Raw genomic sequence first — 12,713 nt, 5'->3', positions numbered from 1 at the left:
TTACCCCCTTAATAAACTAAAAACTAAATTACGCTTTCTTCCATGATTATACATCTGGCAACCAAGGCGCGGTAGTCCTGCAGTGTGAATACGTTGTTATCTGATGTAATTTCTTCACTCGAATCAACGATCTTCCCTCGCTAGTTCAATCATTTATCGACTGACGTGTTGCTGCCAGTTGGCACAGTAAAAGCTGCCGAATATCTCTGCAGCAGCTTCCTGACTGTGCTCTTGGTCCTGCGGAGCCCCGTGTTACTTAAAGTGCACACTCTTTATTCAGATCTATCTTGACACTTAAATTCGAAAATCTCATCAACAGCTTGTTGATACCCACCAGATTGTCGAAAGGATTCCCTAATATTTGCAGCCGCTTTCTTAAAAGATAAAAGGCTTAACACATGATCTGCAGCTTCACGCAGTTGATTTGCAGTCAAACTTTGCATGTGTAATGTAATGCCTGCTCCGATATTGGCGACTTGCCCCGCAATGATCGGCTGATCCGCGTTTTGCGGAATGACAATCAGCGGAACACCATAATACAGACCTTCATGGGTGCTATTCATTCCACCATGTGTAATAAATAATTTAGCGTATGGCAGTACATCGGTTTGTGGAAGGTAATTTTTAACGATGAAGTTTTTAGGAATTTCCCCTATATCAGAAATTTGGACTTTACTCCCAATCGACATGACAATCGTATGCTCCGTGTTTCCCAATGCCTCAAAACAAAGCTTATAGAAATCCATTGCATGATTAAACACGGTACCCAGTGATATGTAAATGGGGTTTTTCCCCTCGATGGCAGTAAAGTCGAAGTTTTCTTGCTTTAATCGTGAAGAGATGGATGGCCCTACAAATTGATACGTTTGGTCGAATGCTTCTTCTTCAGGTTGAAACTCCCTTGTTGTATAAACGATCGTAAGCGGCGCTGGATTGCAAAACACTTCGTAAGGCGAATTGATCTCCACCTCATATTTTTCCTTCACCATTGCCGTCAGGCTTTGAAATGTATCGTTTATCGGTTTAACGATATCTGCAGGGACATTTTTAAAAAATGATTCCAGCATTTTATCGAATGATTCTTGTGTCTGTGCAAAAGTAGTACAAGAGTTGATTGCAGGAAGCTTAAGAATTTGAGCAAGTAATCGTCCACAGCCAAACATCGAATCATGGATGATATAATCAAAATGCTCTCCTTTGATCTGTTCAAGAACGCTTGGTATGACGATATCTGCCGTAAGTAAAAGACCGTTGATTCTTTGGAGCATATAATCTCTTCCACCTGAAATAAAGGCTTTTATAAATTTTTGATCGTCAAATGTTCGAACGGTTGCTCCCGTCTTCTCCATACGCTCCCGAAAAGCCTCTATACAAAAGTACACGACCTCTTCCCCACGAGAAATAAGCTCCTGCACAACACCAATCGTTGGATTGATATGTCCCTCTGATCCGCCATTAATAAATAATACACGCGCCATTTCAACCACTCCTTTAGGCATACTGTTCTCTACACGATGAATGAGTAAGGGGCACTGTCCCATACCATTGTTCGAATCCATAATGGAATCACGTTTATCATAGTACAATACTTGAAAATCTCAAACCTGGATCGCCATATTATCCAGTTAAGCAATGTCGTTACAGAGCCGGTCTTACTTCATGGACAGTTCTGGACCTGGGGTACCAAAAACCAATATCGTTCGATATATATGTTTCAATCCAATGCGAAGTGGGTAATTGTATTAAACATATTATTGCAGTTATACGGTCCTACCCGAAAGGGACTCGTTACCTGCTTACGCATTTTGCATATATCCATTTGGGCTGAGGGAAGTAATACGAACAGGGGCATACAGGCTTGGAATACTTCTTCGGATGGATGTAACAAGGGATTGCACAGTTTGGAAAGCTATAATGCATATAAAGGTGGAATTTTGGGTATGTAAGTCAATGCCATAACGAAGATTTTCAACTTAAATTGTTAGTACCCTCAGGGCTTCCTCTTAGATTGTTCTCCACCCCTTAATCATGCGCTTAATCCTATTCCATTTTGATTTCTTTTAATGCTAACTTGCTTAGCTTCATTTTCCATTTCTACATAACAATGCTGAAGCCTTCCCTTAACTCTAGCACCACATTTCCCCCAACATTTTTGGGTCCCCGATGGATGATATGCCAAATGCTCCGCATAATATGGATACTGCTTGCAAAGGGGCGATTGGATGATAGTACTGGAGCATGTGAACAAGGTTTACGATAATGGCTTTCACGCGCTGAAAGACATTAATCTCGAATTCAAAAAAGGGGAAATTACCGTCCTCATCGGACCGAGCGGCTGTGGCAAATCAACGACCATGAAGCTGATCAACGCGCTCAATACGCCATCCTCGGGCAAAGTTTTGATTGACGGTCAGGATATCTCCAGATTGAATCCGGTTGAACTGCGGCGCAATATCGGCTATGTCATTCAAAGCGTTGGTTTATTTCCGCATATGAATATCTCCAAGAACGCGGGCGTGGTTCCGCGTCTGAAGAAGTGGGATAAAGACAAAACAGATCAAAAAGTAAATGAATTGTTGGACATGGTCGGACTGGACCACACCGTTTATGGCACACGCTATCCATCCGAGCTAAGCGGCGGACAACAGCAGCGCGTAGGCGTCGTGCGGGCGCTTGCGGCTGAACCCGATATCATCCTGATGGACGAGCCGTTCTCCGCACTGGATCCCATTAGCCGCGAGCAGCTTCAGGATGAGCTGATCCGGCTTCAGCAGGAGCTCAATAAGACCATTATTTTTGTGACGCATGATATGGATGAAGCTATTAAAATCGCGGATACCATCGTTCTGATGAAAGATGGCGAAGTGGTTCAAACGGGTAGACCGGATAGCATTTTACGGCATCCTGCAAACGATTTTGTGCGTGACTTTATCGGTTCGAAACGACTGCAAAATGAGAATGAAAGCGCCTATGAAATTCCGCTTGTGGATGAAGTGATGATTACGAATCCGGTCACGGCATTCCCGAGCCGGGGATTGGCTGAAGCCATCAAGATGATGGAAATGAAGCGGGTCGATTCGCTGCTGATTGTGGACCGTAACCGTCAGCTTCAAGGCGCGGTTTCGATCTACCGGGTACTCGACCAATACGGCGAAGAAGGCAAAACCGTCGCGGATGTGATGCATCCGGTCCGTTTTTCCGTAGCTTCGGGAAGCACGCTTCCGCAGGCCATCGAGATTATGGACAGCCACCAGCTCAGCAACCTCCCTGTCGTAGACAGCAATAACCGGTTCCTCGGATTAATTACAAGAGGCAGTGTGGTTAAACATCTGGCCGAAGTCTATCCAACGATGGTTCCTCCGGTGCTGAACGGAGAGGGTGAGTGATATGAATGCATTTTGGAGCTTCATCACGGATCGTTATCCGGATATTCTGAAGGCTTTGCAAGAGCATCTGGTCCTCTCGTTCTCTGCCGTGCTGCTCGGGACTGTGATTGCCGTACCGATTGGAATCCTGCTGGTCTACAACCGGGTCGGCTGGTTGAACAGCATCGTCTTTTTCGTTGCGAATCTGTTTCAGACGGTACCGAGCCTGGCACTCCTGGCGATTCTGATTCCGCTGCTCGGGATCGGCATGAAGCCGGCCATACTCGCATTGTTTCTGTATTCCCTAATGCCTATTCTGCGGAATACCTATGACGGTTTTCACTCCGTGGATAAAGGCGTGCTCAATTCGGCCAGGGGGATGGGATACAGCACCGCCCAAACGATTTTGAAAATTCAGCTTCCCCTATCGCTTCCTTACATCATGTCCGGTGTCCGCATTACGACCGTGTATATCATCAGCTGGGCAACCCTGGCTTCCCTGATCGGTGCTGGCGGTTTAGGCCAGCTCATCGTATCTGGACTTGGGGTTAACAAACCCGAGATGATATTCATTGGTGGCATCGGTGCAATTCTGTTGGCACTTGTAGCTGACGGACTGCTTGGTCTGCTGGAGGGTTGGCTGAGCAAGCACTACCATCAGAATCAAACCCGGGATGCTGCGATATGAGTAACTTCAACCGTAAACAGCGAGCCCGACGGAATAAGGAAGGCGTGATGAAACTGAACAAGCTGAAAAGGATACCGATGTTAGTCTGCCTGATGGCTCTTGCCGCTATTACCTCCGCATGCGGAATTCAAAGCGACCTTACCATCGGGACGCAAACCTATACCGAAACCAAGATTATTGCCGAAATGTATAAAGCGCTGATTGAAGACCAAACCGATCTGAAGGTGGATGTTATCCCGGATCTGGCATCAAGTTCATTGGTCATCAATGCGATGAAACGAAACGACGTTCAGATGGCGACGCTATATACCGGAGAGATTTTCAACAACCATTTCCCGATCAGCGGCACCAAAGACCGCGATAAAGTCTTGAAGGAGGCACAGGAGGGATTCCAGGAACACTTCGGGTTCACCTGGATGAATCCGCTGGGTTTTGAGAACACCTACGCGTTCACGGTAAGAAAGGATCTTGCCGAAGCCAACGGGTACGCCAAAATTTCCGACGTCAAAAAAGACATGGCCTCCATGAAGCTTGGGGTAGATACAACTTGGCTGGAGAGAAGCACGGATGGATATCCGGCATTCTCCAAAGCTTATGACATCAAATTCGGTCAGATCTTCCCCATGGAAATCAGCCTGGTCTACAGCGCGGTAGCCAATGAGCAGGTGGATATCGTGTTGGCCTATTCCACGGATTCCCGGCTGAAAGCCTACCAATTGCAGACGCTTCAGGATGACCAGCAATTCTTCCCTCCCTATGATGCAAGTCCGGTATTGCGTTCGGACCTTTTGAAGAAGCATCCTGAAATTGAGGATACGATAGCGCCTTTAATCGGTCATCTGGATGCAGATACGATGATATCGCTTAATTATCAGGTGGACATTGAGAAGAAAAGCGAGCGGGAGGTCGCCATCGCGTATTTGAAAGAGCAGGGCCTCTTGAAAAGCTAAAGGAGGGTAAGCATGGAAAGTGAACATTTAACATTTGCCGACTTTTTGTCGTATATATCACGAAATCAAGAATTGCTCTGGGAGTATTTCATCCAGCATATTACGATGGTGGTTATCGGGCTGGGGCTGGCATTCATCGTCGGCGTGCCGCTTGGCATTCTCTGCTCTAAGAGTAAATGGGCGGCCAAGATCATTTTGTTTATCACCAACATCCTGCAGGTGGTACCAAGCTTAGCTATGCTCGTGGTTCTCATGTTATGGATGGGGCTTGGAACGACAACGGTCATGGTGGGACTCTTCCTGTATTCCCTGAATCCCATCGTGCGGAATACGTACGTTGGGTTAAAACAGGTGGATCCCAGCTATTTGGAATCCGGAAAAGGAATCGGGATGAGCCCCTTCCAAATGCTCGTGAAGGTGCGTTTTCCGCTGGCGCTGACGTATATCATGTCGGGCCTGCGTATCGCAGCCGTCATTGCCATCGGCGTGGTAACGATCGCTCCCCTCGTGGGAGGAGGCGGGCTGGGACGAGAAATTTACGCTGGACTAAACAGCAACAACTCCCTGCGGATTTTTGCAGGCGCCATTCCTGCCGCGGTGCTGGCAATCGTTGCGGATATCGTGCTCGGCATGCTGCAGCGTAAGATGGATCTGGCTAAGCGGAAGTCAGCCGGTGCGGCTCCATCGCCTGCAAAAATGCAAAATATAAACTGAGGTTTGTAGAGGGTACATTCTAAGGGGCATTCCAAAAGATCTCAGATCTTGCGGGGTGCTCTTTTCTTTTAATTGTTAGCATGAGTGACATCCTTATTTTAGAAAATCCAAATATATCCTTACAAGTTTACTTAGAATCTCAATACTTTCCTCCACATTATTGGTCTCCAAGGAATGATTTGCATTAGGAATTTCAATGACCTCTCTGACTTTGTCTATGTTAATTTGGTCTGCAAGTTCACGATGAAACACTTCATCTTTTGTACCATAAACCACAAGTCCATTAAACTTGTTGATATAGTGAATGGTGTCTTTAATTGGTGTCAAAAATAAATGTTTTATTGGAATTTCAAGTTTCCCATGAACTTCTCCAGCAACTATTGTCCCTAAGCTCTTACTAATAAAAACAACTTGATTGTACTTGCCAATGATTCGTTGAACCGATTCGTGGCTTTCATCTATTACTCTTTGCAGATCATTAACATCGAAATTCGTTCTCGCAGCTTGATATCCATACTCCAGTACCATTAAGTCAAAACCACTTTGAAGTGCGGAAGTTCCAGCAAAATGTAGACTTGGTTTATCACAAGGATAGTTTTTTCCGGGGAACAGAACAACCAACTTGCTGTTTTCCTCATAAAGTTGATAATATTTTTGTTTCATTTCCGTTTTCCAAAACGAGGGCACCGTTAAAGTCTCTAATTTCATTCTCTCCCATCCTTTCCTGTTTCGGATGATTCGTTTTAACAACCTTGATGAGCTTTATAATCATTCTCCATCTTCCATTTGCTTTTCAATAAATTCATCTTTAGTTAAGCCAAACAAGATAAAATCTAACTATTTGCTTCTATGATCATTTCCCCTTCACCAGTAGGCACTTCAAAACCCTCTAGGAATGAAGATAATATATCTTCTGTTATTGTAAATGCTGCATTGGCATCGAATCGCTGGCTCCGAATGCGAAGTCGTTCACGTAATTCATTAGGATGAACTTTCAAATATATTAGTTTCCACACTCCGCCTCCATCTTCAATTAACTTCTTATATTCATTTCGTCTTTTTCGTTGCCAAAAACTGAAATCGACAACCACATTGCGCTTTTCATTCAAGAGATTGACGAGTTCATTACGCAACTTTATTTCAGCTTCAACTTTTAATTGCTCATACATTTCAATGGGGTAGTCAATTCCGTAACGACCATGTGTAGCCCATATTTCTTCATCAATGGAAAGACGTACAAAACCTCTCTTCTCTAATCTTTGAGCCAATGTTGTTTTTCCTGATCCTGCTACTCCACACATCATTGCTACTAATGGAGCGGAAGCATCTGCTTGGTTAATAAAATCATCTATTTCAAAATTGATATGCAACTAATATTCTCCTTTCAGAGGTTGCTGCCATCTTGAACAGTCAACCAGAAAACTCACCTATATTTCCTTTACTCTCGTGTGTGCAAAATAGTCATGTATACCTGCTTTCCCTCTATTAAAAAATAAAACTACGATATATAAAATCAAAATGATATTGGGAATTAAAATTAAATATGGATTCTTTGGCATTTCAATACTCCACCAGGGTTGTGGAACCAGAAATTACATGTGTTAGCTCCCATGGCAACAGTCTTATAAAGCTTCTACATAATGCTTGATAGAAATTGATTTTTGATCCCTCTTTGTCCATAACAATTAACCTTAGCAGTCGTTTTCCAATAGTTTGCTGTTTATACATCTCAAACGTAATAAAATATGTCCAAACTGGCAAGGACATGGATAAAAGTACCCAAATCTCTATTTCAATTCCCTCATGCAAATAATCAAAGGGGAAGCCAGACGTTGTTTTATACATCAGCAATTGAAGGAAAATAAGAATTAATGCAATCAAAATAATATCAAGCCAATACGCAACTAACCGTTTAAGGAATAATTTCATCCTAACCCCTTCTCATACCCTGCTCCCCTACATAGGTTGATAGTTTACGGTATTAAATAATTCTTCAGAATAAGTGATTCTTCCTCCTGAATTTCTCAAGTTTCTGTTGAATAAGTGAATCGAATGCTTTGCCTCCTTCATGCTGAACATGTCCCCCCGATCGCACTTCTTCCCCCGAACACAAACAAAGGCCCGCAGCAGGTCATGATCATGACTTATGCTGCAGGCCTTCGTTCTTCGAAGCCTCCCCCACTACCATGAACTCTTTTTTCACTGTCTACCATGAGGGGAAATTACCACGGAATAGCGCTCTTTATTTCACGTCCTTATTCCTGATCAAAATAAACGGTTTTTCCTGTTTCTGCGGATATATACACCGCCTCTAATATTTGTGAAACAATCATCGCTTCCCTCGGTTTAACCAAGGGTTCGGTATCGTTCACGATACTGTGAATCCATTGTTTGGCTTCATATTCGAAATCCGTCAATTCTTCTCCCCTGAATTGCTCTCGTGCATTCGGATTCACCTCGATTTTATTCAGGAACAAGCTCCCGTCCCGCTCGCCATTGATCCGCAGTTCATTTTTGGCAAAATCCGCCCCGCCCTTCGTTCCGCACAGCAGGTTGCCGCCACCTTCCGCAATGTTCAGGGCCCAGCTGGTTTCAATGATGACCGTCGCTCCGTTTTTGAACTTCACATACCCGAACGCCGAATCTTCTACCTCGAATTCGTTTGGATCCCAGGCCCCCCATTCGTTCGCGGCATTTTCGGTATACTTCAGTTTATGGAAGACACTGCCGACGACACTCACCGGCTCATAGTTATCCATCAACCATAGGATCAGATCCAGGGAGTGGGTTCCAATATCGATCATGGGACCGCCACCCTGTTTCTCTTTATCCAGAAACACGCCCCATGTCGGAACGCCTCTTCTTCGGGTAGCGACCGCTTTTGCCAAATAGATATCTCCAAGCTCCCCATCGGCGATCATCTTTTTTAACAGCTGGCTTTTGGCGTTGGAGCGATTCTGGTACCCGACGGTAAGCTTCTTGCCTGTTCGCAAGTGGGCTTCGTACATCGCTTTGGCCTCCGCACCTGTGACCGCCATGGGTTTTTCGCACATGACATGTTTACCGCTTTCGAGCGCATCAATGGAAATCGTCGCGTGCGAGCTGTTCGGTGTTAGCACATGCACGACCTCAATCTCTTCCATGGCAAGCAGATCGATGTAATTAGTAAACACCTTTGCTTCAGGCGTGCCGTATTTTTTCGCGGCTTCCTCGGCTCTTTCCGGCTTCAAGTCGCAGAAGGCCACCATCTGTACGTTGTCTACCTTGGACAAACACGGCATATGTTTGCCGTTCGCAATCATTCCGCAACCGATGATCCCTACTTTTACGGTTCTCATGGAATTCCCTCCCTCGCGTTATTTAAACTCTACCGTTCGGTTTTCCTTATGAGCGATGTATGCCGCTTCCAATAGCTCCGTCAATTTCGTTCCCTCTTCCAATCCGAAGGGCATCGGCTTGTCATGAATCAAGGCATCCGCCCATTGGATGATCGGAAGCGGCTGCTCTTTAGGGAGTTGAGTGGGTGAGATCCATCCGGAAAAAGGGGCATCGAGCTTCTTCGAGATGACTCTGACGGTATCATCTGAGATCATCAAGGTGCCCTCCGTTCCGTAAATCTCGAGAGCGGAAGGAGTTCTGTACGTCACCAGGCTCGTTTCGACCAATGCGACCGCGTTGTTGACGAACTCAATGGAGCACTGCGCATTATCTTCCACTGCACGATGGGTGAAATAATGAAACATGGAGGTGATTCGTTTGGGCTGACCTAACATCCAACTGGCTAAGTACATCGGATGACATCCCAAATCCATCATCGCTCCGCCGCCGGTTTGCTTCTCATCGTACCAGTATTCCGGAAGCCAATTGTTCAATGCGCCGTCGTGGCCGTTCCGAATGCGCAAAAGGGTGACATCCCCTAATACTTGGTCATCGATCAGCTGCTTCGCGAACAATTGGTGAGGCCTTGTGCGAGCGGGAAATGAAATGCAGAACTTGACCCCTGCTTTACGTACCGCCGCGGATATCCGATCACATTCTTGGACGGTAAGAGCCATGGCTTTCTCAGTAAAAATGTGTTTGCCGGCCTCAGCGGCAGCTACCATAACGTCAGCGTGCATGCTTGTAGGGGCATCCACCACGACCCCATCGATGTCTTCCCGCTCTAGCAACGTATCCAAATCCGCTTCAAAATCCGTTCCCAATCGGGCAGCCCATTCGCTTCCGCGCTCAGGCTGTTCGTCCCAGACTGCCGTGAGTTTAACGTTACCGTGAGATTGCAACCTTCTTGCATAATCATCTGCATGCACATGCCACTTACTTAACATCGCAACGTTCAACATGCGTTTCCCCTCCGTCATCGTTTGTATTTTTTTACAAGATTTTAGTTTTCTTCAAAGGGTGGTGGCGTATAACTTGCTCCAAATGGCGCATCAGGCCTTGAAAAATCCCCCATTAAAGCTCTTCGCACAGGCGTAGTTCTTTGCATAAAGTTGACATCGTTATGAAAACGGTCCGAGGGCTTTACCCACGGAGGGCTATAGATGTAATGCATGGTATAGCGGTCGTAATCCCAATTATGTTCGTACGCCCGATGCCATACTGCGTTGTGAAACACCAGGACTGACCCTGCAGACGCACATATCACATGGCTGATCGGCGTACCCGAATTTGCAGTCCGGATTGAATCCGGTAGTGGAACGAGACTGCGGTGGCTGCCTGGAATCAACTCCATATTCCCCATGCCGGGTTCTTCCTGATCGGTCAATAAAAATGAAGCACGGAGCTGAATAAGAGGGACTGGGTACCCCAGATTCTTAAAATCGAAGGCGCTGGATCCGTCTTGATGCCAGCCTCCCATCCTCCCCATTGCCGGCTGCATCGTATTCCACCCGGACTGCATAATGAATCGATCGCCAAGTAACCCCCTTATCTTCGGTAAAACCGAGGGATGATCCATTAAGTTTTCAAGAGCGTGTTCAGACTCATACCCTCTGCCGACTTGACCCCAACCGACTGTACCTGCCGCTTCATGAAGTCGAATTGATGCCTGCAGGCATTCTTTGACCTCCTCTTTCGACAGCACATTCGGAATGACAAAATAACCCCACGATTCGAACATAAACTTATCGAGTTCAGTGAATGCGCCTGCTGAAACGACCGGGTTTAACATGAGTTGTCCCCTCTCTTGCATATTTAAAAGAAGACTGACCTAGTATTCATGAAATATTCGGGATGGCAGTGACACCATCCCGCAAACCTCTTCACTAGAACCCGACATCATCCCGTTCTGCAGCTTTTTGAGCCACGAACTCCGACATTTCTTCCACGCCGGCAGCTCTAAATTTTTCTTGAACACTATGAAGCATATTTAGAGCTTCTTCATCTGACGCCGCAAAAAAGGCTTTCTTAAATTCCTCATCGAAATTCAAACTGCTGGTTTTATCGATATATTCCTGATATTTAGGCCACTCTCTTGCAAGGTAGCTGGCGCTTACTTTGTCTATGATTTTGATAGGCATTTTTGCCGAGAAACTTTCCTCCAGCTTTTGCCACTCCGTTTTTTGATCTTCCGGCGTAGGCCAAGTGACTTCAGAGGAGAATGCCCCGATGAACCTTCCCGGAAGATAACTGAGCCCTGCGTCTCTTTTCAGATCCGGGTTTTCATCGAATTGTTTTTTCACATCCGGGATCCATTGGGGTATCCCGTTTTCCATCGTGTAGTGCGTTCCTTCGATCCCGAAATACGCAAGCAATCGGCCTTCTTCGCTGTTGACATAATCAATGTACCGTAATGCCGCATCGGGATCTTTGATGTTAGCGCTTAAGAAAAGGGCAGGGAAACCGGAACGGCCGGGTTTTTCCACTTGCGTTCGAATGTTTCCGCTCTTATTCTTCATCGGTCCGAGTAGTTCATATTGCATTTCCGGATTTGTCTTATAAAGCGTTTTTTGTAAATCAACTAACATAGGCTGGGCTCCGAATACGGCAAGCTTGCCCGTCGTCAGCTTTTCATTCGCTGTTGTGCTCGTATTGTTGAAGGCTTCAAGATCAAACAAACCTTCCGTTAATAACTTTCTCATGTATAACAACCTAGCTTCATGATCCTTGGACTGCGTCCAGTGAATCAGTTTTCCATCCACTTCACGGTAGTCCGAAATCGTGTAATCCGTCCACCCGGCAAGGAATTGACCGTAATCCCATCCATTCCACATGGTTCCGGCAGGGATGACCGGCTTCCCGCCAATATCCTTGAAACCGCCATCTCTGATCTTGATCAATAGATCAACTAGCTCTTCTTGCGTATCAATATCCTCCGCTTTTACGTTTAATGCTTTCAGGATATCTCCCCTGGCAAAAAGGCCGTAATTCCAATTATGAATGCTCTCGGGGGTCCCGTCCGGGGTCTCCGTAGGAATGAGATAGGTCTTGCCTTCAAATTCGGGACTGTTGAGATCGAACTCGGCAAAATCCTTCGCGATCCCGGTTGTCACAAGTCTTTTAATATTCGGGTATTTATCGAGATAAGGGGTTAAATCCAGAAGCTGTCCTTCCATGGCCGCCTTCTTGATGACTTGTCCTTCTCCTCCTGTCGTAGACCAGAAAGGTGCGTTAACGATATCAGGAACCGTACCGGAAGCAAAAATGGTGTTTAGTTTTTCTACTTCACTGGTTGTGATGGATTCCAGTTTCAACGTGACCCCGGTTTTTTCCCTAATTTGCTGGGCTACGGGATTATTCTCCTGGTCCTGCGGGAAACCGGCTCCGCCACCGTTCCAAGCACTGAGGAAAGTCAAGGTTACCGGTTTTATTTCTTCCGTACCTTGCTCCTTCGGACCCGTGTCAACCGTGCCTGCATCCTCCCCTCCGCCTTTTCCCGTACATGCCGTCATGGTCACTAAAAGCAGTAAAGCGATTAGTGCCATGCCAAGCACACTCCTACGCCTGTTCATCCTCATCCTACAATCCCCTTCCATTGGAAGTTTTTATATAAAAGGC

At 45.9% G+C, this 12,713-nt stretch carries 12 protein-coding genes; 4 read left to right on the top strand and 8 right to left on the bottom strand.

The window, feature by feature from the left end:
* Positions 1-272: 272 nt before the first annotated feature.
* The gene (locus tag ACETK5_RS05015) at positions 273-1,478 is read right to left on the bottom strand and encodes a macrolide family glycosyltransferase (RefSeq protein WP_394054413.1); all 1,206 of its coding nucleotides are present in this window, start codon (positions 1,476-1,478) and stop codon (positions 273-275) included.
* Positions 1,479-2,222: 744 nt separating this feature from the next.
* On the opposite strand from ACETK5_RS05015, the gene ACETK5_RS05010 reads away from it, so the two are divergent.
* The 4 genes from ACETK5_RS05010 to ACETK5_RS04995 are packed head-to-tail and all read left to right on the top strand — an operon-like array spanning position 2,223 to position 5,717.
* Complete coding sequence (locus ACETK5_RS05010; protein ID WP_394054412.1) at positions 2,223-3,386, top strand: ABC transporter ATP-binding protein; 1,164 nt, start codon at positions 2,223-2,225, stop codon at positions 3,384-3,386.
* 1 nt (position 3,387) lies between these two features.
* A complete protein-coding gene (locus tag ACETK5_RS05005; RefSeq protein ID WP_009589947.1) occupies positions 3,388-4,053 on the top strand; it encodes an ABC transporter permease in 666 nt (221 codons plus the stop codon).
* Positions 4,050-5,003, top strand: coding sequence for a glycine betaine ABC transporter substrate-binding protein (locus ACETK5_RS05000; RefSeq protein ID WP_394054411.1), 954 nt, complete (start codon positions 4,050-4,052; stop codon positions 5,001-5,003). Before ACETK5_RS05005 ends, ACETK5_RS05000 begins: the two co-directional genes overlap by 4 nt.
* Positions 5,004-5,015: 12 nt before the next feature.
* Positions 5,016-5,717, top strand: coding sequence for an ABC transporter permease (locus ACETK5_RS04995; protein WP_326113861.1), 702 nt, complete (start codon positions 5,016-5,018; stop codon positions 5,715-5,717).
* A gap of 93 nt (positions 5,718-5,810) precedes the next feature.
* Here ACETK5_RS04995 and ACETK5_RS04990 read toward each other — a convergent pair whose 3' ends face one another.
* The 7 genes from ACETK5_RS04990 to ACETK5_RS04960 all read right to left on the bottom strand — a co-directional run bounded on the left by ACETK5_RS04990 (position 5,811) and on the right by ACETK5_RS04960 (position 12,640).
* Positions 5,811-6,425, bottom strand: coding sequence for an alpha/beta hydrolase (locus ACETK5_RS04990; protein ID WP_394054410.1), 615 nt, complete (start codon positions 6,423-6,425; stop codon positions 5,811-5,813).
* Between the two features lie 125 nt (positions 6,426-6,550).
* The gene (locus ACETK5_RS04985) at positions 6,551-7,021 is read right to left on the bottom strand and encodes a P-loop nucleotide/nucleoside kinase family protein (RefSeq protein WP_394057329.1); all 471 of its coding nucleotides are present in this window, start codon (positions 7,019-7,021) and stop codon (positions 6,551-6,553) included.
* A gap of 256 nt (positions 7,022-7,277) precedes the next feature.
* Positions 7,278-7,646, bottom strand: coding sequence for an RDD family protein (locus tag ACETK5_RS04980; protein WP_394054409.1), 369 nt, complete (start codon positions 7,644-7,646; stop codon positions 7,278-7,280).
* 326 nt (positions 7,647-7,972) lie between these two features.
* A complete protein-coding gene (locus ACETK5_RS04975) occupies positions 7,973-9,055 on the bottom strand; it encodes a Gfo/Idh/MocA family protein (RefSeq protein WP_394054408.1) in 1,083 nt (360 codons plus the stop codon).
* A gap of 18 nt (positions 9,056-9,073) precedes the next feature.
* A complete protein-coding gene (locus ACETK5_RS04970) occupies positions 9,074-10,057 on the bottom strand; it encodes a Gfo/Idh/MocA family protein (RefSeq protein WP_326113857.1) in 984 nt (327 codons plus the stop codon).
* A gap of 41 nt (positions 10,058-10,098) precedes the next feature.
* On the bottom strand, positions 10,099-10,887 hold the full coding sequence (locus ACETK5_RS04965; RefSeq protein WP_100538436.1) for a phytanoyl-CoA dioxygenase family protein: 789 nt from the start codon (positions 10,885-10,887) through the stop codon (positions 10,099-10,101).
* Between the two features lie 94 nt (positions 10,888-10,981).
* On the bottom strand, positions 10,982-12,640 hold the full coding sequence (locus ACETK5_RS04960) for an extracellular solute-binding protein (RefSeq protein ID WP_394054407.1): 1,659 nt from the start codon (positions 12,638-12,640) through the stop codon (positions 10,982-10,984).
* Between the last annotated feature and the right edge of the window lie 73 nt (positions 12,641-12,713).

The sequence above is a fragment of the Paenibacillus ilasis genome (assembly GCF_043195395.1).
In the GTDB taxonomy this organism is placed as follows: Bacteria; Bacillota; Bacilli; order Paenibacillales; family Paenibacillaceae; genus Paenibacillus_AQ; species Paenibacillus_AQ lautus.
The sequence above is the reverse complement of the archived record's forward strand: the minus strand, read 5'-3'. Positions and strand labels throughout refer to the sequence as shown.

What these genes read in the sequence shown, in the direction of transcription:
- ACETK5_RS04965 (WP_100538436.1), bottom strand. Translation starts at nt 10,887, where the DNA reads ATGTTAAACCCGGTCGTTTCAGCAGGCGCATTCACTGAACTCGATAAG.
- ACETK5_RS04980 (WP_394054409.1), bottom strand. Translation starts at nt 7,646, where the DNA reads ATGAAATTATTCCTTAAACGGTTAGTTGCGTATTGGCTTGATATTATT.
- ACETK5_RS05000 (WP_394054411.1), top strand. Translation starts at nt 4,050, where the DNA reads ATGAGTAACTTCAACCGTAAACAGCGAGCCCGACGGAATAAGGAAGGC.
- ACETK5_RS04985 (WP_394057329.1), bottom strand. Translation starts at nt 7,021, where the DNA reads ATGATGTGTGGAGTAGCAGGATCAGGAAAAACAACATTGGCTCAAAGA.
- ACETK5_RS04995 (WP_326113861.1), top strand. Translation starts at nt 5,016, where the DNA reads ATGGAAAGTGAACATTTAACATTTGCCGACTTTTTGTCGTATATATCA.
- ACETK5_RS05015 (WP_394054413.1), bottom strand. Translation starts at nt 1,478, where the DNA reads ATGGCGCGTGTATTATTTATTAATGGCGGATCAGAGGGACATATCAAT.
- ACETK5_RS04960 (WP_394054407.1), bottom strand. Translation starts at nt 12,640, where the DNA reads ATGGCACTAATCGCTTTACTGCTTTTAGTGACCATGACGGCATGTACG.
- ACETK5_RS04975 (WP_394054408.1), bottom strand. Translation starts at nt 9,055, where the DNA reads ATGAGAACCGTAAAAGTAGGGATCATCGGTTGCGGAATGATTGCGAAC.
- ACETK5_RS05005 (WP_009589947.1), top strand. Translation starts at nt 3,388, where the DNA reads ATGAATGCATTTTGGAGCTTCATCACGGATCGTTATCCGGATATTCTG.
- ACETK5_RS04990 (WP_394054410.1), bottom strand. Translation starts at nt 6,425, where the DNA reads ATGAAATTAGAGACTTTAACGGTGCCCTCGTTTTGGAAAACGGAAATG.
- ACETK5_RS04970 (WP_326113857.1), bottom strand. Translation starts at nt 10,057, where the DNA reads ATGTTGAACGTTGCGATGTTAAGTAAGTGGCATGTGCATGCAGATGAT.
- ACETK5_RS05010 (WP_394054412.1), top strand. Translation starts at nt 2,223, where the DNA reads ATGATAGTACTGGAGCATGTGAACAAGGTTTACGATAATGGCTTTCAC.